Source organism: Streptosporangium sp. NPDC002524, from assembly GCF_040295985.1.
In the GTDB taxonomy this organism is placed as follows: domain Bacteria; phylum Actinomycetota; class Actinomycetes; order Streptosporangiales; family Streptosporangiaceae; genus Streptosporangium.
The window spans coordinates 19,937-38,770 of record NZ_JBEOWK010000019.1; the positions used below are offsets into that span (position 1 = coordinate 19,937).

Below are 18,834 nucleotides of genomic sequence, written 5' to 3' on the forward strand. Positions count from 1 at the left end.
CAATACGGGCGACCAGAAATTTTCGCGGACAAACATTATGGGAATAAGACGCACCTCGGGAACGGACACAAACGCCAAGTCGCCGTTCGCGGAACTCCTCTCACGACCGGAATGTTCCGAGAAACGGTCCGTGGGTCGCCTCGCCGTCCGCACGGGATCAGGGCGGGGAGACGACGTGGTCCTCCGTCACGACATCCGCGCACCCACAGGCCACGGGGTGACGGCCCGGCGAATCGTCTTCGGCGCCGCGACGGCATCGCCGGGGGACGGTCCGCGGCGATCCCGGCGCGAAGGGGGCGGCGGGGTGACGCCCCGGCCGTCAGCGGTGCACGTGCGGGAGGACCTCCCGGCCGTAGAACTCGATCACGCGCCGCTGGTCGGTCTGGCCGGAGTGGACGAACGGTGTGCCGCCGAGGTCGACGATCCGCTGGACGGCCTTGACGTGCACCTCCGGATCGGTGCCGACGGGCCAGCCGGCGTACACCTGCTGGAGTTTCCAGCGCTGCTCGGCCAGCCGCTGGATGGTCACCGGGTTGGGCTGGTAGAGCAGGTCGCCGAAGCCGTGCACGGTGAACCGCCACGTCCGCGCGGCCTGGTCGGCCTCGGCCCGGCCGCCCACCACGACCCAGGTCTCGACGAGTTTCGGCATGGTGTCGGGGTTCTTGCCGGCGGCGCGGGCGCCCTGGGCGAACGCGTCGCGCAACCGGGGGTCGGCGATGTCCTTCGTCTGGGCGACCCAGCCGTCGCCGTGGCGTCCCGCCAGGTACGCGCTCTTCGGCCCGCTGGCCGCGACGTAGATCGGTACTCGCGGGGAGGGCACGTCGTAGAGCCTGAACTCCCTGGTCTGGTAGAAGCGCCCCTTGAAGGTGACCCGCTCGCCCGTCCAGAGTCTGCGGATCAGCCCGATGGCCTCGACGAGCCGGTCGTGGCGCTCGGGGTAGCGGCCGAACCGGCCGGTCGAGGCCAGTTCGTTGAGTGCCTCGCCGGTGCCGACGCCGAGGAAGACCCTGCCGGGGTTCAGCACGCCGAGGGAGGCGAAGGCCTGCGCCACCTGGGAGGGGTGGTGGCGGTAGAGGGGGCAGGTGACGCCGGTGCCGTACGTCAACCGTGGCGCGCGCTCGCCGACCAGGGCCAGCGTGAGCCAGGGGAACATGGCGTGGCCCTCGTTGTCCTGCCACGGCTGGGAGTGGTCGCTCGTCCAGACCTGGCTGAACCCGGCCCGCTGGGCCAGCTCGGCGAAGCGCAGCAGGTCCGGGGTGCGGAACTGCTCGTGACTCAGCACGAAACCGGCCGGGACCGCGGCCGGCCCGGTCCCGCCCGGGCTCGGTGAGGACGAGGGGGGGGGGGGGGGGGGGGGCGAAGGTGAGTCCGGCCGGGTGACGGGCGGCGGCAGGCTCGCGCCGCCCAGTACCGCGGCTCCCAACATGGAGAACCGCCGCCTCGACAGGCCACCGGACGGCTCCGGCTCCCCGGGCCGACGCACGTGCTCGTGTGCGCTCATCGTCCCTCCACGGATCGGCGCAGGTCTCCAGCTACGTACCCGGCCAAACATCCAGAAAACTGGACAAAAGCACCATGGAGGAACCGTGGCCGTGGATCTATCGTTCGACGGCCGGTCGACCGGATGTGCTGATCAATGCCGAGCCCGGCCGGGCCGGACGAGCCGCGGGCCCACAGCGTGATCACGACGGGGTCGGCGGGGTCACCAGGGGATGACGCCGTCGTCCTCGAAGAACGAGCCGGTCGGGCCGCCGTCGGGCAGCGTGGCGAGCCGGATCGCCGTGGCCGCGCCCTGTTCGGGGGTGCGAGGCCCCTGGAAGCCGGTGAAGTCGGTCGCGACCAGGCCGGGGCAGGCGGCGTTGACCAGGATGTTCGTACCGGCGAGCTGCCGGGCGTACTGCACGGTGACCGCGTTGAGGAACGACTTCGACGGCGAGTAGGCCGCCATGACGGGGCCGATCTCGACGTCCGGGTCCGCCTGCCGGGTCAGGGAGGCGACGGAACTGGAGACGTTGACGACGCGCGGCGACGCCGAGCGCCGCAGCAGCGGCAGCATCGCGTTCGTCACCCGGATGACGCCGATGACGTTGGTCTCCACGACCGCGCGGACCACGTCGAGGTCGAGCGCGGTCGGGTCCTGCGTCCACCCCGGACCCATCTCACCCGAGATCCCGGCGTTGTTGACCAGGACGTCCAGGCGCCCGGCCCGCCGTTCGACCAGGTCCGCGGCGTCGGTGACGCTCCGGTCGCCGGTCACGTCCAGCGGCACCCCGAACGCGTCCGCCCCGGCGGCGCGCAGCTTCCCGACGGCGGTCTCGCGCCGGGCCTCGTCGCGGGCCCCCACGCCCACGCGGTACCCGAGGGCGCCCAGCCCGGCCGCGATCTCGTACCCGATCCCCTTGTTCGCGCCGGTGACCAGCGCGATCTTCGTCTCTCTCATGCCGTCGATGTTCGCCCGCGGACGGGCGGCGCATCCAACACCGATGCGATGCCCTGTCATACCCGGCGGGTATCACCGCGTACGCTGTGGTCGTGGACACCCTGGAGACCCGCGAGCTGAGATACTTCACGGCCGTCGCCGAGGAGCTGCACTTCGGCCGCGCCGCCGAGCGCCTCGGCATGGCCCAGCCACCGCTGTCGCGGGCGATCCAGCAGCTCGAACGGCGCCTCGGCGTCCGCCTGCTGGAACGTAACCGCCGAGGCGTCTCCCTGACCGGCGCCGGAGAGGTGCTGCTGCACGAGGGCCGCGCGGCCCTCGACGCGGCCACCGCCGCCGCCCGCCGCACCCGCCGCGCCGGTGGCGCCGACGGCCAGGGTGGTTCCCGCGGCCGCCTGGTGCTGGCGGTGAAGGCCGCAGGCTCCCACGAGCTGCTGCGGAAACTCCTCGACGCCCACGCGGCCGAGCCCGGCGCCGCCGAGATCGAGGTGCTGCCGTGCGGCATCTGCGAGCAGGAGGAGCTGCTGCGCGACGGCCGCGCCGACGTGGCGCTCATGCACGCGCCGTTCAACTCCCTGGCCGGGTTCGACAGCGAGGAGCTGATGACCGAGGGGCAGATCGCCGTCCTGCCCGCCAGGCACCCCCTCGCGGCGCGCGGGACGTTGTCCCTGGCCGAGGTCGGCGACATCCCCGGTCTTCCGCTCGCCCGCTGGCCCCGCCACGGCACCTACCCGCCCGGCCCGGGACCCGAGATCCGCGACCTGACACAGCTGGCCCAGCTGATCGCCCTCGGACGCACCGTGGGCGTCGTGCCCGACTCCGCCCGCGCCTGGCTGTGGGCCGAGCACGCCGCCGTCCCCCTGGCCGACGCGCCCCCCGTCGTCACCCACATCGCCTGGCCCGCGCACAGCCGTTCCCTCGCCCTCGCCGGGCTGATCCGCACGGCCGCCCGGCTGTGACCCTCTCCCTCTGGCCTCACCGCGTCCGGCGGGGGCGGCTCGGGGTGTCGTGGCGGGCGAGGGCGGCGGCGAGGTCTTCGAGGTGCCGGGAGACCGGCCCCAGGGTGAGCAGGCCGCTGCCCGCCCCGGCCAGCTCCGCCGCCGCGGGAGCGAGCTCGCCGTACGCGCGTTCCATCAGCTCCCTGTCGCCGACGGCGATCGCGGCCCGCGCGAGGAGGCACCACAGGGCCTCGGACATCAGGTCGCGGGGCGGGGCGGGGGCGGCGCGCAACGCCTCGGCGGCCTCGGCGGGGCGATCCCGGGCCAGCAGCACCAGGGGACGGGCCCACGGCTCGTAGGGACCCCAGTCGACGTGCTCGCCGTCACCGTCACCTTCGCCGTCGCCTTCGCCGGAGGGGGAGGGGGAGGGGGAGGGCGGCCCGTGCCGCAGGCGCAGGCACAGCAGCGCGAGCGGCAGCAGGCCGTGCTCCAGGCCGGGCATGCCCGCGCCGTCCAGCCGCGCGGCGGCGTCGCGGTAGGCCGCCTCGGCCTCGGCCGCGGGTGCCCGCCCGGCCTCGGCGAGCCGCAGGGCCCGGTACCACCGGGTGAACACGCCCGCCAGCGGCCGCTCGTGGCGCTCGGCGAGCCGGTCCGCGGCCGCCGCGTGCCGGTCGGCCCCGGCGAAGTCGGCGAGCGCGGCACGAGCCTGGACGCGGATGAGATGCCCGAGGATCTGGAAGGCCACCAGGCCGTGCCGGGTGGACAGGGCGACCAGCTCGGCGCCGACCTCGTCCCGGCGCGGGGCCAGGCCCGTACGGTGGAAGGTCTGCATGAACACCCCGTTGAGGGCGAACGCCAGCAGCGCGGGATCGTCCAGGCGGCGGGCGATCTCCTCGGCCTCGCGGGCGGCCCGGGGCCCGCGCGCCGAGCGGGTGCCGCGCGACTCCACGGCGATCGTGGCCAGCAGGCCGGCCCGCGCCGCCTCGTGCTCCCCGGGCGGGATGCCGGCCAGGGTGCGTTCGGCCGCCGCCACGACCCGCGCCGCCTGTACGGGGTCGTCGGAACGGGTCCAGATCGCCGGGACGTCGTAGGCGCCGATCACCCGGGCGGTCAGCTCCACGTCGCCCAGCTCCTCGGCGGCGTCGACGGCCGCCAGGCGGTGCTTGCGGGCCGCCTCCAGCCCGGCGCCCCCGGTCACCGCGAGGCTGCGCAGCAGGCCCACCGTCGACTCCAGCCGGGCCCGGGGGCCGGAGGTCACGGTGCGGTCGTAGACGGCGGCGGTCTGCGCCCACACCCGGGCCGCGGCCCCGCCGGGACCGGGCGCGAGGTCGAGGTGGTCGGCGTGCCGGAGGATGTCGGTCTCCAGGCGGCGCAGGGGCGGGCCCGGGTCCACCCCCAGCTGCTCGACCAGCGTCGTCCGTGCCCGGCGCAGCACGGCGAGCGCGTCGCCCTGGCGGCCGGTGCGGTACAGCGCGAGCGCGAGCAGCCGCCAGGCGTCCTCGCGCCAGGGGTGCTCGGTCACGTGCGCGTCCAGGTCGGGCACCGCCTCGGCGGCCAGGCCGAGGGCGAGCCGGATCCCGGCCCGGCGCTCGACGGCCTGCAGCCGCAGCTCGGCCAGGCGGGCGCGCTCGGTCCGGGCCCAGTCCTGGCCGGCGAACTCGGCGTAGGCGGGCCCGCGCCACCACCCCAGCGCCTCGTCCAGCCCCGCGAGCCCGTCCTGGGGCGGCAGCGTCGCGGCGGCCGACACCGCCCGTTCGAAGCGCCAGGCGTCCACCGCGCCCGGCTCCGCGCGCAGGGCGTACCCCGGCCCCTCGGTGACCAGCAGCCGGGCCGGGGTCCTGGGCGGGCGTCCGGGCTCCAGCGCGCGGCGCAGCGCGGCCACGAAGGTGCGCACCGCGCCCACCGCGCCGGGAGGCGGGTCGTCCCACAGGTCCCCGACCAGGGCGGTGATCGGGACGACGCGGCGGCGGGCGACGATCAGCCGGGCCAGCACCTCGCGGTGCCTCGGCCCCCTGAGGGCGATCGCGCCTCCGGCGGCGTCCCAGGCCGTCACCGGCCCCAGCACCCCGAACACGACCCGCACCCCTCGGCCCGTCCCTTCCCTGGACATCCCCCCTGGCCACGGTAGCGCGCTGACCGGATGCTCATTCGCGCCCGGCAGGCTGAAGGTGTCCGGCCACCTGGAGAACCACTCAGAGAAAAGAGCGCGACCATGGCGCCTGTCATCCCCGGATTCGACTACCGGCGCGTCCCCGTCGCCGACGGCGTGTCCCTGAACGCGGCCGTCGCGGGGACGGGCAGCCCGATCGTGCTGCTGCACGGCTTCCCCCAGACCCACCTGATGTGGCGGCACGTCGCCGCCGACCTGGCGGCCGACCACACCGTGATCTGCCCCGACCTGCGCGGCTACGGCGCCAGCGACAAACCGGCCGAGACCGACGGCACCACCTACGCCAAGCGCACCATGGCCGCCGACGTCGTCGCCCTGGCCCGCGCGCTGGGGCATGAGCGCTTCGCGCTGGCCGGGCACGACCGGGGCGCCCTGGTCGCCATCCGCGCCGGCCTGGACCACCCCGGGACGATCACCCACCTGGCGAGCCTCGACGTGCTGCCCACGCTGGACATGTGGGAGGTGATGCACGGTGTCACCGCCGCCGTCGGCTTCCATCTGTATTTGATGGCCCAGCCTCCCGGCCTGCCCGAGCAGATGATCGCCGCCAGTTCCGACGCCTTCTTCGGATATTTCCTGGACATCTGGACCAAGGACCCGCGGGCGATCCCCGCCGATGTCCGCGCCGCCTACCTGGACGCCTCCCGCGCGGCGGTGCCCTCGATCGTGGCCGACTACCGCGCCTCCGCCGGTGTCGACGTCGCCCACGACCGGGCCGACCGGGACGCGGGCAACCGGCTGCGGATGCCGGTCACCGTGCTCCAGCAGGACTGGGGCGCCGCCCTCGGCTTCGACGCGGCGGCACTGTGGGGCGCCTGGGCGCCCGACCTGCGGCACATCCCCGTCACCTTCGGCCACTTCATGGCGGAAGAGGCCCCCGCCGAGGTCGCCGGGGCCCTCCGGGACCTGCTCTCGCGCCGTACGGCCGGAGCGCGGTGACGCGTCACCCGGCGTGACCCACTTCCTGACCCGGCGGCGTGACCCACCGCCTGGCCTGGAAGGGTGACTCACCGCCTGCCTGGCGGCGTGACTCACCGTCTGGCCTGGCTGGGTCACTCACCGCCTGACCCAGCGGCGTGACCGACCGCCTGGTCTGGCGGGGTGGCCGCCGGGGGAGGGGCGGCCGGTGAGGCGCCCGGCGCGGGTCGCGACGCCCGCCCGAACCAACCCCCGCGGCCCGCCCGCCCTCCGGCCGGTGCTCGTCCCGGGCGGTGCTCGTCCCGAGCGGGAGACCCCCGATCGCCGGAAGAGGCGGGCCGTTCCTAGCAAGGGCTTAACGATCTTTTATCCGTTTCGCGGCGAAACTGCGGATGCCGTCGACGCGTCCACGCAAGGCCGACCTGAGGAGAGATTCCTTATGCGCCTCCGTACCCTCGTCATCGACGCCCGCCCGCCCGGGACCCCGCCCGCGCCCGGCGGGGGCGATCGCCGGAGGTCGGGGCGCGGTTGCGGGGCCGGTCGCCGGGGAATGTGACGTCCAGCGAATGGGGCCGTTCCGGCGGACGGACACCGGCCCCGCGTATCTCCCCGGGTCGCGGTCATGGCGGACGGGGATGCGGATGAGGGACATCGGCGCGCGCCGGGGCGGGGGAGGCCCGCGGCGGCTGGGCGTGCTCGGCGCGGCGGCGTTCTGCGTCCTGGCCGCCGCCTGCGCGGGTCAGGGGCGCCCGCACCACGGCGCCGTACCGCAGATGAGCGGGTCGGCGTTCGGCGCGGAGGTGTCGGAGAGCATGCGGCGGATGCACCGGGACATGGCGGCCGCGCCCGTGACCGGCGACCCGGACCGGGACTTCGCGGCCATGATGATCCCGCACCATCTGGGCGCCGTCGACATGGCCAGGGCCGTGCTGCTCCACGGGCGCGACCCCGTCCTGCGGCGGCTGGCCCAGGAGATCGTCGTCATCCAGCGGCAGGAGATCGACGTCATGCGCCGTCACCTGGGGACGGCGCCCACGCCCACGCCCGCTCCGGCGACACCGGCGCCCGCCACCACGACACCGTCCGGGACCGCGACGCCGTCCGCCACCGCGACGCCGTCCGGGACCGGGACCGGCCGGGCGCGGGGACCCGGCCCGGGAGGGGCGGCGACGGGGCCCACGGTGGCGGTCTCCGGCCGCGACCGCGTCTACACCGCCGACCAGACCTCCAACACCGTCTCGGTGATCGACCCGTCCACCAACCGGCTGCTGGGCGTCATCCGCCTGGGCGACCCGGTGCCCGCCTCGCTCAACCCGCTGTACAAGGGTCAGCTGCTCGTCCACGGCCTGGGGTTCTCCCGGGACCTGCGCACGCTCGCGGTCGTCTCCATCGCCTCCAACTCGGTCACCCTCATCGACACGGCCACCAACCGGGTCAAGGGCGTCGTCTACATCGGGCGCTCGCCGCACGAGGCGTTCTTCACCCCCGACGGCAAGCAGGTCTGGGCGACCGTACGCGGCCAGGACTACGTCTCGGTGATCGACCCGGTCGGGATGCGGGAGATCCGCCGGGTGCGGACCGCCAACGGGCCCGGCATGGTGCTGTTCCACCCCGGCGGGCGCTACGCCTACGTGCCCTCCAGCTTCACCCCCGAGGTGGACGTGGTCGACACCCGCACCTACCGGGTGGTGGCCCGCCTTCCCCAGGCCAGCCCCTTCTCCCCGAACCTGTCGGTGAGCCGCGACGGCCGGGAGGTGTGGTTCACCCTCAAGGACTCCGGCACGACGCAGGTGATGAGCGGCACCCCGCCGTTTCGCGTCCTCACCACCTTGGACACCGGGCCCATCACCAACCACGTGACCCTGGTGGACAACGTCAACGGCGCGTTCGCCTACGTGACGGTCGGGGAGGAGAACGTCGTCAAGGTCTACCGCCGCGACGGCGCGAACCCCCGGCCGGTCGCCACGATCCCCACCGGGGACCTGCCGCACGGCGTGTGGGGGTCGGGGGACGGCACCCGGGTCTACGTCGGGCTGGAGAACCAGGACGCGGTCCTGGCGATCGACGCGCTCGCCAACCGGGTCATCGCGACGATCCCCGTCGGCCAGCAGCCGCAGGCGCTCGTCTACGTTCCCCGGGCCGTACCGTCCGGGCCCGGCACCTCGGGCCTGGTCCCGCTCGGTGTCGCCGGCCGCAACGGGCACATCGCCCTGATCGCGCCCGGCGGCGACCGGCGCAAGGGACACGCCACGGTCTCGGTGAACTCGCTGGGCCCGCTCGACCTGCTGGAGATGGCGGTGTCCGGCCTGAGACCCGGCGAGACCTACACGCTCTGGCTGACGGACACGAGGAACGCGCCGTACGGCAGCCGGGAGGCGCTCGCCGACTTCACGGCGAACATCGCCGGCGCGCAGGTCGTGCAGGCGATCGGCCTGCTGCGGGAGCCGCTGACCCCGGCGAACGCGGACCGGGACCGGCGGCGCTTCCTGGTGGTGACCAAGCGCGGCGCCACCGAACCGGTCCTCCTCCAGCGGACTCCCTGACGGCCGGCCGGAGCCGGGAACTCCTGGCCAGCCTGATCTTGTCACCGGCGACCGGCGCGGGCCGTCGGACGCGATGGATCAGATGGATCAGATGGATCAGATGGATCAACGGAACGCGGCCAGCGCGAGCGGCTGCCACTTGCGCCACGTGGCGAGCCGTTCCTCGTACTCGGCCGCGACGGGCTCGAACGACGCGCCGAAGAAGACCCGGGCCGGCGGGTCGTCGGTGTCGGCCAGCTCCAGGATCGGCCCGCGCGTCGCCTTGGGATCGCCGAGGTCCCACGCGATCTCGGTGGCCGCGCGGACCCCGGCGTAGTCGGGGTGCTCGGCGCTGGCGCGCACGCTGCCGCCACCGAAGTCGGTCGCGTACGGGCCGGGCTCCAGGCAGACGACGTCGACGCCGAAGTGCGCGACCTCCTGGCGCAGTGACTCAGACAGCCCTTCCACCGCCCACTTCGACGCGTGGTAGCCGCCGATGCCGGGGAAGGCCCGGACCCCGCCCTCGCTGGTGACCTGGATGATCCGGCCGTGACCCTGCGCGCGCAGCACGGGCAGGACCGCCTGCGTCACCCACAGCGTGCCGAAGAAGTTGGTCTCCATCTCGGCGCGGATCTCGGGCTCGGTCAGCTCCTCGACCATGCCGAAGTGGCCGTAGCCCGCGTTGTTGACCACCACGTCCAGCGTGCCGAAGTGCCCGGCCGCCCGCCGCACGGCGGCGAACACGTCCGCGCGGTCGGTGATGTCGAGCCGCAGGGGCAGCACGGCGTCGCCGTACCGCTCGGCGAGGGGACGCAGGGGGCCGAGGTCGCGTGCGGTGGCGGCGACCCGGTCGCCCCGCTCCAGGGCGGCCTCCGCCCACTCGCGGCCGAACCCCTTCGACGTCCCGGTAATGAACCACGTCTTGGACAACGTCCTCACCTCTCCCCAATCGGTACCTTCGATGGCAACAGTAGCATGGAGTGTATTAATTGAGTAGATGGTACCGTTACCGCATGGAAGGTCGGCGAGACAGGAAGAAGCGGCAGACCCGCGAGCAGATCCGTGCCTCGGCGCTGGAGCTGTTCACCTCGCACGGTTACCGCAACACGACCATCGCGGCGATCGCCGAACACGCGGACGTCGCGACGCGGACCGTCACGCTGCACTTCCCTAGCAAGGAAGACCTGCTGTTCGCCGACGACCCCTTCGATCCGCGGTCGCTGGCCGCCCGCCTCGACACCCGGCCCGGCCCCGTCCTCGACGTCGTCGGCGAGTGGATGCGCGACACGATGCACGCCCTCGACGAACGCGACGCCGACCAGGGCCGCAAGCCGGGCGAGACCTGGTCCCTGCGCGTCAAACGCGCCACCCTGATAGCCGAGGACGAGGACCTGCGCGGCCGCGGCCGCGCGGGCTACTACGAGCTGGAACGCCTGATCGCCGCCGCCATCGGGGAGGACATGGGCCTGGCGCCCGACGCGCTGGCCCCGCGCCTGACCGCCTACACCGTGGTGGGCGGCCTGCGCGAGCTGTACATGACCCACGAGGCCCACCACCCCGACACCACCACCGAGGAACTCCTTCCCCTCGTCGACCGCGTACTCGGCTTCGCCCGCGCGGGCCTGGCCGAGCTCACGGCCGGCCCCCCGCCGGCGAGGGGGGTTCCCCGGCGGGCTCGTCTTCGATCAGGCCCGGAGGCATGACCCCGGCGACGTTCCACGGGGCCTGGGTGAGCTGGTGGGAGGCGCCGTTGAACTTCGCGGCAGCCCGGGGGTGGCCGAAGCCCGCGGCCCGGCTGAACAGGCTCGCGGCCGCCCAGTCCTCTCCCTTGTCCTGGTGGATCGTCGCGAGCCGGTAGGTGGCCGCGGCGTGACCGTGGTCGCCGGCCAGCCGGTAGAGGAACATCGCGACGCTGAGCTTGGCCGGGCCGGCCCGCTCGTAGTCACGGCCGTAGGCGTAGGCGAGGTCGGCCGCGGCCCGTCGGTGATCGGCCCGCAGCCGGCCGGAGTCGTCGAGCAGTCTCGACACGTCGGGGTGATCGGCGGCGCGGGCCTGGCGCAGCTCCGGCCGCGCCTCGTTGGAATAGCCCCTCAGCAGGGCGATGACGGCCAGGTGCATGCAGCGCCGGCCGTCGCCGGTCTCGCTTCGGGTCAGCAGGCGGGCGCCGGTCCTGCCGTAGATCTGCAGCAGCCGCTGGCGGGCCGGGGACAGCGGCGGGAATTCGATCTTGCCGGTCGGCGGGCAGGCCGCGCCGTCGTCCGGCGGCCGGGTGGGCGGCGGCGTGGGCGGCGTGGGCGAGGTGGGCGGGGTGGGTGGCGTGTGCCGGACCGCGGGCCGCTGCACGGGTGAGGGGAGCGCGGGCGAGAGGGGCGCGGGTGAGGGGAGCGCGGCCGGCGGGTCGGGAGGGCGTGCGTCGCGGGCGGCCCGCCATCGCCGGTGCCAGGCCTGCGCGTCGCCCATGGCCTGGACGTTCAGGCCGGTCTCCTGGGCGGCCAGCGCGCAGGTGGCCACGAAGCACGCCACCCACGCCCAAGGCGGTACGCGCTTGCGTTTCCCGCTCAGGATGTCGTGCGTGGTGCTCGTCGCCAGCCCCCTCTTCAGGTTGTCCTCGGGGACGCGCAGCGACAGCGTGCGCAGGTGGGCCAGCGTCGGGGAGCCGGCCAGGCCGTGCAGCTCGTTGAGCTGATCGACGAAAACGCGTAGCGCCGCAACGGGGTGTTGTTCAGCCATCGCCCTTAGCCGAAATGAAGTGATCCATGATCTATATGTGGTTGTGGAAGTCATATTGACACCACCGACGGTCAATCTGAGGGAGATCACACATTCTGCTTCATCCGGAATTAACTGGCGGTTGACCTGTACTAACACAACTGGGTCGACTTCAGGACGGGGCTCGTTGGCAACGGACGAGTCCGGCCAAGTGCGGATGAGTCCGGACGAGTCCGGATAGCTCCGGACGAAAGTGGATGGAATCGGATGGTGCCGGATCACCTCGAAGGACGTCGGAATCTCGTCGCGTCCAGCCGGGCCGAATGCTCGTCAAAAGCGAAACGTGAATTTTTTTCGTAATTAAAAAATGACCTTTTGTCCGGTCTTTTCCGGACATGTTTGAACCGGTGGCGGCCACCCGGGCGGCGCCCCATCGTTGATCGCGCCATCCGATGCCGACGACGAAGGAGAAAGCCGTGGCGCACGCCCTGGCCTCCCCGGCCTTTCTCCGTGTCACCGCCACCCGGCCGGGCTCCCCACCCCCGCCGTGGGTGCACAACGACGACCAGCTGCTGACCTTGCTGGTGACCGTGTGGTCGCTGACCACCGGCCGCGTCCCGCCCCGCCGCCCCAGCGACGAGCTCACCGTCACCGAGCTCATCGCGTTCTGGGCCGATGACCAGACCGCCGGATCCCCGGCGACGCCCCCTCAGGAGTGACCTCGATGTTTTCCGTACCCGTGCTGCTCATTCTGACCACCACCACGCTGGTGACCACCATCGCCTGCGCGCTCACGCTGGCCACCGGCGCCACCTGGCCCACCGCCCTGCTCAGCGGCGGCGCCGCCGGCGCCGCCACCATGGGCCTGCTCACCCACCTGCTCGACAACCGCCACGACCGGCAGTGAGCCGCAGTGAGCGGTACGGCCGAGCGGTCGGCCCCAAACCGCGCCGACGTCCGCGGAAGAGGTGTGGTGTGGTGCGGTGCGGACAGGCTCCCGCGCCGGCGAGCCTCCGTTCGACGCGGGAGACCTACGCCGACGGGCCGGGCCGGGCCAAGCTGGGCCGGGTAAGGATGGCGTCACCGTCAAGTCATGATTACGCAGAGCTACTGATAAGATACGCTGCGTAGTAATGGCTGGTTGAAGGGCTGATCAACCAACCCACCCCCGGCCCTCAAGAACCAGTCAGCCGTATCCGCGGTCCGGTGGCGCCCCCGCGTCACCGGCCGCGATCGCTCTGACCACGATTGGACGAACAGCATGACCGACAAGCTCACCGCCCCCTACGCCCAGGCCGCGGCCGTGGCGGCCAAGGACGGCTCCCTCGCCCGCGCCAAGGGCATCGTCTCGCTGCAGCGCACCGGCGCCGGCCGCTACACCGTCACCCTGGAGCCGCACGTCAACGCGCTGGAATCGGTCCCGCAGGCGACGCTGAACCAGTCGGCCGACTGGAACAGCGAGATCTACGCCAAGGTCGTCAACGCCTCCACCGTCGCGGTGCTGACCGGGGTCAACGGCACCGCCACCGACGAGCCGTTCTTCCTCCTGATCCCGTAACCACCCGGCCCGCCCGGCGGGAGTACGACGGTCGCGGCAGGGTGTCGTCCCGCGGCGTCCCCGGCCGACGCCGGTAATCACTCGCCGCCCGCGGCGACGCGGAGAGATCGGCGGCGGGACCGAACGGTCGCCGTTCTCGGACGCGCTTCGAGCTCCTTCCCGGGCGTCGGGAAGGAGCTCGACGATGATCGGCCACCACATGGGCGGCTACAGGGTGCCGGCTCCGGGGCCGTGGTGGTCGTCCCGCAGCACGATGAAGCGCCGACCGCCCGCGCCCACCGCCCACGGCGACCGCCCGCTGGACCGACTTCGAGCCCGGCTTTGGGCCCGGCCTCGGCCGGCCCCGCCGTCACCGTGGCACGCGACCGGCTGACGCCGTCGAGCGCGGCGTCCGGCTTCTCCGGTGCCGTGTGTCGTTCCGGCCGCCGGTTTCACCTCGACAGGAAACCGTCGCGCGGCCGGATTCCGCGTCAGGCCTTCTCGATCGAGTGGAGAACATCCAGATAATGCCGGTTGTACATGATGCCGAGGATGTTCCCGAAGGGGTCGACCACGGAGGCGCCGACGAATCCCTGGCCGAACTCGCGGGGCGGCTCGTGCTCCTCGGCTCCCAGGGACAGCAGCCGGTCGAGAGACTCCTGCACGTCGTCGACGTGCCAGTACGTGACGACGCCGGCCGGGCCGGTCTCCACGTCGTCGGCGAGCTGCTGGGCGTAGCCGCTGTCGAGCAGGCCCAGCTCGTGCTGGTAGTCGCCGAACCGGAACTCGACATACCCGGGCTTGTCGAAGTACGGCTCGACACCCAGCACCTCGGTGTACCACTTCTTGGCCGCGTCCAGGTCGGCGGCGTGAAACCTGACGGTGGTAAGTCCTCGTAACATCGATTCTCCCCTCATCGCCGCGAATACTTGCCGGAGGAGGTAAACGAAAACATCGAAGGGTTCACGGATTTCGTTTTCCGGAAGTCCAGCGAAGATCTTGCCGGAGGAGAACTAAGCCTTTTACCGGGAATGATATGGACACCCCTTGCCGGGTAGGCCCCCGTCCATGGACGGGGAACAGCAGGGTGTCACCGGTGCCACCGCCTGGCGCGGTGAGATCGAAAGAGGGTTCGCCGCCGAGGTGGAGTCGGGGCGGCTGGACCTCCCGCTGCCCGGCGCGGGGCGGACCAGGCGGCGATGGGAGACGTTGAGCTCGCTGGCCCGGCGGGATCTGTCGCTGGCGCGGCTGTGCGAGGGGCACACCGACGCCGTCGCGATCCTCGCCGAGCTCTCCGGTCCGGTACCGGCGGCCGGCAGCCGGTGGGGCGTGTGGGCGGCGCGGCCTCCCGGCCCGTCCCTCTCGGCGCGTCCCGAGGGGGACGGGTGGCTGCTGAGCGGGACCAAGCAGTACTGCTCGGGAGCCCGGGTGTGCACCCACGCCCTGGTGACCGCGGACGCGCCGGACGGCCCCCGGCTGTTCGCCGTACCGGTCGAGAACCTGCGGCCGGTGGCCGGCAGCTGGCCCGCGACGGGAATGGCGGCCAGCGACACCCTGGACGTCCGCTTCGACGACATCCCCGGCGAACCGGTGGGACCGGTGGACGGATACGTGAAGCGGCCCGGTTTCCACCACGGCGGCGCGGGCGTCGCAGCGTGCTGGTACGGAGGGGCTAGAGGCGTGGCCGAGACGTTGCTGGCCGCCGCGGCCGAGCGGGACGTCGGCCCGCACGCCCTGGCCCACCTGGGCGCGGTCGACGTCGCGCTGCGGACCGCCAGGGCCGCCCTGGAGGAGGCGGCCGACGAGATCGACGCCGACCCGTACGACCTCAAGAACGCCGGAGGGACGCGGTCCCTGCGTCTCAAGGCGCTGGTGGAGACCGTGGCCACCGACGTCATGGCGCGGGTGGGCAGGGCGCTGGGCGCCGGGCCGCTTGGCCACGACGCCGCGCACGGGCGCCGGGTCGCCGACCTCACGGTCTACCTGCGCCAGCATCACGCCGAACGCGACCTCGCCGCGCTGGGGGCCATCGTCGCCGAGCAGGGAGCCGGCTGGTGAGCACCGAACGAGCCGACATAACGGGCGGCACCGAGCGGGCCGACAGGGCTGACAGAACTGACAGAACTGACAGGACAGGCGGTATCGAGCGGGCCGACAGGGCCGACAGGGTGGATTGGGGCGACTGGGACGGCCGGCTCGATCCGGCCCCCAACCCCATCGACGCCCCCGGAACCCTCGAGGCCGAGTGGCGCGCCTGGCCGGGCCTCGGCGCCCTCCCGGAGCTCGCCTACGGCGGCTGGCGCAGCGCGGTGGTGATCGCCGCCCACCCCGACGACGAGGTGCTGGGGCTCGGCGGCCTGCTGGCGCTGCTGGCGGCCTCGGGCGTGCGGCTGCGCCTAATCGCCGTCACCGACGGCGAGGCCTCCCATCCGGGGATCGCCGACGTGCCGGGCCTGGTGGCGCGGAGGGTGGGGGAGACCGCGTCCGCGCTGGAGGCACTGGGGGCCGGCGGCGTCGAGATCGTGCGGCTGGGCATGCCCGACACCGGGCTGGCGGAGCGCGAGGGCGAGCTCGTCCGGGCGCTGGGGCGGGCGGCCTCCGGGTTCGAGGTGTGCCTGGCCCCGTGGGAGGCGGACGTGCACTCCGATCACGAGGCGGCGGGCAGGGCCGCGGTCTCGGCGGGGCTGCGCCCCTACTTCTACCCGATCTGGGCCTGGCACTGGGCCAGGCCCGGCGACGCGCGGCTGCCCTGGGATCGGGCGCTGCGGATCCCGCTGCCCCCGGCGGTCCTGGCCCGCAAACGGGCGGCGATCGGCTGTTTCGCCAGCCAGCTGGAGCCTCGCGGCGCCGGCCTGGAGGCGGTGCTCCCGCCCGGCGTCGTCGCCCACTTCACCCGCGACCACGAGGTGCTCTTCCGTTGACCACCCTCCCCACGGCCCCCGGAACCGGGGCCCGGGGCATCCACGCTGGAGGTATCCGATGACGACTCATCCGGCGACACTCGGACCGGAGTACTTCGAGGACATGTACGCGGCCTCCTCCGACCCGTGGGGCTTCACCTCCCGCTGGTACGAGGAGCGCAAGTACGCCATCAGCGCCGCGCTGCTGCCCGCGCGCCGCTACTGTGACGCCTTCGAGGCGGGCTGCTCCATCGGGGTGTTCACCGCCCTGCTCGCCCCGCGCTGCGACCGGCTGCTCGCCTGCGACCTGTCCTCCGTCGCGGTCGCGGCGGCGGCGGAGCGCACCGCGGGCCACCCGGGGACGCGGGTGCGGCGGCTCGTCCTGCCCGGCGAGTGGCCCGAGCGGGAGGGAGGGTTCGACCTCGTCGTGCTGTCGGAGGTGCTCTACTACTTCGGCGGGGCTGACCTGGAGCGGATGCTGGACCTGGCGACCGCCTCGCTGGCCCCCGGGGGCACCCTGCTCGCGGTGCACTGGAGGCATCCCGTCGCGGAGTACCCGCGCGGCGGCGAGGAGGTGCACCGGGCCCTGGCCGGGCGTGACGAGCTGACCCGCCTCGTCGACCACCGCGAGCCGGACTTCCTCGCCGAGGTCTACCTGCGCGGTCGCGGGGCTCCCTCGGTGGCCGAGTCCGAGGGAATCGTGTGATCCAGGCCGTCGGAGTCGTGGTGCCCGCCCGCGACGAGGAGGAGCTGCTCCCCGCCTGCCTGGCCTCGCTGGACCTGGCCGGGCGCCTGGTCCCCGGGGTGGCGGTCCACCTGGTCGTCGTCGCCGACGCCTGCGGCGACCGTACGGCGTCCGTCGCCGCGCGGGCCGGGGCGACCGTCGTCGAGGGCACCATGACCAACGTCGGGCGGGCGCGGCGGGCGGGCGCGCAGGTGCTCCTGCGGCGGACCCGGGGCCTGGACCCCGCCACCGTCTGGGTCGCCACCACCGACGCCGACACCCTGGTGCCGCCCTGCTGGCTCGGCCGCCAGCTCAGGCACGCCGCCCAGGGGTGGGAGGCCGTCGTCGGCACGGTGACGGTCACCGACTGGTCCGGCTACCCGTCGTGGTGCCAGACCGCCTACACCGAGGGGTACGCGGACAGCACGGAGACGGGCGACCCCGAGGCGACCGGCATGAAGGCGGACGGCGGAAACACGGACGGCGGAAACACGGACGGCGGAAACACGGACGGTGGAAACACGGACGGTGGAAACGCGACCGGCGGGAACGCGGACGGCACCGAGACGGACGAGGGCGCGCGATGGCATTCGCACGTGCACGGCGCCAACCTGGGCCTCACCGCCGCGGCCTACCTGGCGGTCGGCGGGTTCAGCGCGCTGCCGACCGGTGAGGACGACGCCCTGGTCCGAGCCCTGGAATCGGCCGGCAGGCGGGTCCTGCGCACCACCGGGGTGAGCGTGGTGACCTCGGCGCGCCGCGACCCCAGGGCACCGGACGGCTTCGGCCACTTCCTCGCCCGCCTCGAACGCGACCCCGCCTCCACCGCGCGCGGGACGTCCGGGTGGTCGTCCTGAGCCGCTGAGTCCCATCGGGGCTGATCACCCGGATCCCCGGATCCCCGGAGCGTCCGGCCGTTCCGCGGTTCCACGGTTCCGCAGTTCCGCCGGGCCGCCCGCGGGGTGCCCGCCCGTGACCCGGCGGCGCGCGGCCCACCGGCCCGGCGCGTGGAGAGGCGTGTAGAGGTCCCGGCCCGGGGAAGTCGCGATCTTGCGCGGGGGCACCCGCGGGCACCGCGACCGCAGCGAGACGCGTCCTCGGGGGCCCGCGCGTGACAGATGACGGGGAAGGCCCCCGGGTTCCTCGCCGGTCGCCGTGACCGGCGCGAGCGCGGATCCACGGCGGTCCGCGGAGAGGGGAGAGCGTGAACGGTTCCTACGTGGTGACGGGTGGCGGCCGGGGCATCGGCAGGGCGGTGGTCGAGCGGCTGCTCGGCGACGGCGGTGCCGTCGTCGCCGTCGAGCTCGATCCGGCGGCCCTGGACTGGACGGCCGGTCACCCGGCGGGGCCGCGCCTGGCCGCCGTGGTGGGGGACGCCGCCGACGAGGCCGTCGCCGACCGCGCCGCCGACGTCGCCCAGGACCTCGCCCCGCTCGCCGGGTGGGTCAACAACGCCGCCGTCTTCAGGGACGCCTCGATCCACTCCTCCACCGCGCGGGAGGTGCTCGACCTGATCGCGCTGAATCTCGACGGGGCCGTCGTGGGATGCTCCACCGCCGTCCGCCGCTTCCTCGCCGCCGCGACCCCGGGGGCGATCGTGAACGTCACCTCGCACCAGGCCCGGCAGGCGGTGGTGGGCTGCCTGCCGTACGTGACGGCCAAGGCCGCGGTGGAGGGGATGACCCGCGCGCTCGCGGTCGAGTACGGGTCGCGGGGGATCCGGGTCAACGCCGTGGCGCCGGGCTCGGTCGCCACCGAGCGCTACGCGGAGTTCCTCGGCTCGCGCGGGCCGGACGAGGCCGCCCGGGTGGAGCGGGAGATGGCCATGCTGCATCCGATCGGCAGGGTGGCGCGGGCCGAGGAGGTCGCGTCCGCGATCGCCCACCTGCTCTCCGACGACGCGGCCTTCATCACCGGCGCGACCGTGCCCGTCGACGGCGGCCGGACGGTGCTGGCCCGCGATCCCGAGGGGTGACCGG

Annotated in this window: 18 protein-coding genes; 12 read left to right on the forward strand and 6 right to left on the reverse strand. The window is 73.7% G+C overall.

Annotation, left to right across the window (positions count from 1 at the left end; translation table 11 throughout):
- Positions 1-319 precede the first annotated feature (319 nt).
- On the reverse strand, positions 320-1,552 hold the full coding sequence (locus ABT053_RS29385; protein WP_350973227.1) for a F420-dependent hydroxymycolic acid dehydrogenase: 1,233 nt from the start codon (positions 1,550-1,552) through the stop codon (positions 320-322).
- 150 nt (positions 1,553-1,702) lie between these two features.
- Positions 1,703-2,440 (reverse strand): SDR family NAD(P)-dependent oxidoreductase, encoded by a 738-nt coding sequence (locus ABT053_RS29390; protein ID WP_350973229.1) that lies wholly within the window; start codon positions 2,438-2,440, stop codon positions 1,703-1,705.
- 92 nt (positions 2,441-2,532) lie between these two features.
- Here ABT053_RS29390 and ABT053_RS29395 point away from each other — a divergent pair, with 92 nt between their 5' ends.
- Positions 2,533-3,396, forward strand: coding sequence for a LysR family transcriptional regulator (locus ABT053_RS29395; RefSeq protein WP_350973232.1), 864 nt, complete (start codon positions 2,533-2,535; stop codon positions 3,394-3,396).
- Between the two features lie 16 nt (positions 3,397-3,412).
- On the opposite strand, the gene ABT053_RS29400 is transcribed toward ABT053_RS29395, so the two are convergent.
- Positions 3,413-5,458, reverse strand: a complete 2,046-nt coding sequence (locus ABT053_RS29400; RefSeq protein ID WP_502991882.1) for an AfsR/SARP family transcriptional regulator — start codon at positions 5,456-5,458, stop codon at positions 3,413-3,415.
- A gap of 129 nt (positions 5,459-5,587) precedes the next feature.
- Between ABT053_RS29400 and ABT053_RS29405 the strand changes: the two genes are divergently transcribed.
- Together ABT053_RS29405 and ABT053_RS29410 are read left to right on the forward strand one after the other, a co-directional pair.
- On the forward strand, positions 5,588-6,484 hold the full coding sequence (locus ABT053_RS29405; RefSeq protein ID WP_350973237.1) for an alpha/beta fold hydrolase: 897 nt from the start codon (positions 5,588-5,590) through the stop codon (positions 6,482-6,484).
- Between the two features lie 620 nt (positions 6,485-7,104).
- Positions 7,105-9,006, forward strand: a complete 1,902-nt coding sequence (locus ABT053_RS29410; protein ID WP_350973238.1) for a DUF305 domain-containing protein — start codon at positions 7,105-7,107, stop codon at positions 9,004-9,006.
- Positions 9,007-9,111: 105 nt separating this feature from the next.
- Here ABT053_RS29410 and ABT053_RS29415 read toward each other — a convergent pair whose 3' ends face one another.
- The gene (locus tag ABT053_RS29415; protein WP_350973239.1) at positions 9,112-9,915 is read right to left on the reverse strand and encodes an SDR family NAD(P)-dependent oxidoreductase; all 804 of its coding nucleotides are present in this window, start codon (positions 9,913-9,915) and stop codon (positions 9,112-9,114) included.
- 83 nt (positions 9,916-9,998) lie between these two features.
- On the opposite strand from ABT053_RS29415, the gene ABT053_RS29420 reads away from it, so the two are divergent.
- Complete coding sequence (locus ABT053_RS29420) at positions 9,999-10,688, forward strand: TetR/AcrR family transcriptional regulator (RefSeq protein WP_350973241.1); 690 nt, start codon at positions 9,999-10,001, stop codon at positions 10,686-10,688.
- Here the strand turns inward: ABT053_RS29420 and ABT053_RS29425 are convergent.
- Entirely contained in the window at positions 10,618-11,715 is a 1,098-nt protein-coding gene (locus ABT053_RS29425) for an SEL1-like repeat protein (RefSeq protein WP_350973242.1), read from the reverse strand. The two genes, ABT053_RS29420 and ABT053_RS29425, sit on opposite strands and share 71 nt — an antisense overlap.
- A 455-nt stretch (positions 11,716-12,170) precedes the next feature.
- Between ABT053_RS29425 and ABT053_RS29430 the strand changes: the two genes are divergently transcribed.
- From ABT053_RS29430 to ABT053_RS29440, 3 genes are all read left to right on the forward strand, one after another.
- A complete protein-coding gene (locus tag ABT053_RS29430) occupies positions 12,171-12,413 on the forward strand; it encodes a hypothetical protein (RefSeq protein ID WP_350973243.1) in 243 nt (80 codons plus the stop codon).
- Positions 12,414-12,418: 5 nt separating this feature from the next.
- A complete protein-coding gene (locus tag ABT053_RS29435; RefSeq protein WP_350973244.1) occupies positions 12,419-12,601 on the forward strand; it encodes a hypothetical protein in 183 nt (60 codons plus the stop codon).
- Between the two features lie 354 nt (positions 12,602-12,955).
- A complete protein-coding gene (locus ABT053_RS29440) occupies positions 12,956-13,252 on the forward strand; it encodes a hypothetical protein (RefSeq protein ID WP_350973247.1) in 297 nt (98 codons plus the stop codon).
- Between the two features lie 470 nt (positions 13,253-13,722).
- Here the strand turns inward: ABT053_RS29440 and ABT053_RS29445 are convergent, their stop codons facing one another.
- Positions 13,723-14,133: a VOC family protein gene (locus ABT053_RS29445; protein ID WP_350973249.1), complete on the reverse strand. Its 411-nt coding sequence runs from the start codon at positions 14,131-14,133 to the stop codon at positions 13,723-13,725.
- Between the two features lie 166 nt (positions 14,134-14,299).
- Here ABT053_RS29445 and ABT053_RS29450 point away from each other — a divergent pair, with 166 nt between their 5' ends.
- From ABT053_RS29450 to ABT053_RS29470, 5 genes are all read left to right on the forward strand, one after another.
- Positions 14,300-15,289 (forward strand): acyl-CoA dehydrogenase family protein, encoded by a 990-nt coding sequence (locus tag ABT053_RS29450; protein ID WP_350973250.1) that lies wholly within the window; start codon positions 14,300-14,302, stop codon positions 15,287-15,289.
- Positions 15,286-16,152 carry a PIG-L deacetylase family protein gene (locus ABT053_RS29455; protein WP_350973252.1) on the forward strand — a complete coding sequence of 289 codons (867 nt, stop codon included), beginning with the start codon at positions 15,286-15,288 and terminating at the stop codon, positions 16,150-16,152. The genes ABT053_RS29450 and ABT053_RS29455 overlap by 4 nt, the downstream gene beginning before the upstream one ends.
- A gap of 58 nt (positions 16,153-16,210) precedes the next feature.
- Entirely contained in the window at positions 16,211-16,837 is a 627-nt protein-coding gene (locus tag ABT053_RS29460; protein WP_350973253.1) for a methyltransferase, read from the forward strand.
- Positions 16,834-17,712 (forward strand): glycosyltransferase, encoded by an 879-nt coding sequence (locus ABT053_RS29465; RefSeq protein WP_350973254.1) that lies wholly within the window; start codon positions 16,834-16,836, stop codon positions 17,710-17,712. The genes ABT053_RS29460 and ABT053_RS29465 overlap by 4 nt, the downstream gene beginning before the upstream one ends.
- A gap of 347 nt (positions 17,713-18,059) precedes the next feature.
- Positions 18,060-18,830: an SDR family NAD(P)-dependent oxidoreductase gene (locus tag ABT053_RS29470; RefSeq protein WP_350973255.1), complete on the forward strand. Its 771-nt coding sequence runs from the start codon at positions 18,060-18,062 to the stop codon at positions 18,828-18,830.
- The last annotated feature ends 4 nt before the right edge of the window (positions 18,831-18,834 follow it).

Excerpts from the sequence above, each read along its gene's own strand:
- ABT053_RS29385 (WP_350973227.1), bottom strand. The coding sequence starts at position 1,552 with ATGTTTGGCCGGGTACGTAGCTGGAGACCTGCGCCGATCCGTGGAGGG.
- ABT053_RS29390 (WP_350973229.1), bottom strand. The coding sequence starts at position 2,440 with ATGAGAGAGACGAAGATCGCGCTGGTCACCGGCGCGAACAAGGGGATC.
- ABT053_RS29405 (WP_350973237.1), top strand. The coding sequence starts at position 5,588 with ATGGCGCCTGTCATCCCCGGATTCGACTACCGGCGCGTCCCCGTCGCC.
- ABT053_RS29410 (WP_350973238.1), top strand. The coding sequence starts at position 7,105 with ATGAGGGACATCGGCGCGCGCCGGGGCGGGGGAGGCCCGCGGCGGCTG.
- ABT053_RS29420 (WP_350973241.1), top strand. The coding sequence starts at position 9,999 with ATGGAAGGTCGGCGAGACAGGAAGAAGCGGCAGACCCGCGAGCAGATC.
- ABT053_RS29425 (WP_350973242.1), bottom strand. The coding sequence starts at position 11,715 with ATGGCTGAACAACACCCCGTTGCGGCGCTACGCGTTTTCGTCGATCAG.
- ABT053_RS29435 (WP_350973244.1), top strand. The coding sequence starts at position 12,419 with ATGTTTTCCGTACCCGTGCTGCTCATTCTGACCACCACCACGCTGGTG.
- ABT053_RS29440 (WP_350973247.1), top strand. The coding sequence starts at position 12,956 with ATGACCGACAAGCTCACCGCCCCCTACGCCCAGGCCGCGGCCGTGGCG.
- ABT053_RS29445 (WP_350973249.1), bottom strand. The coding sequence starts at position 14,133 with ATGTTACGAGGACTTACCACCGTCAGGTTTCACGCCGCCGACCTGGAC.
- ABT053_RS29450 (WP_350973250.1), top strand. The coding sequence starts at position 14,300 with ATGGACGGGGAACAGCAGGGTGTCACCGGTGCCACCGCCTGGCGCGGT.
- ABT053_RS29460 (WP_350973253.1), top strand. The coding sequence starts at position 16,211 with ATGACGACTCATCCGGCGACACTCGGACCGGAGTACTTCGAGGACATG.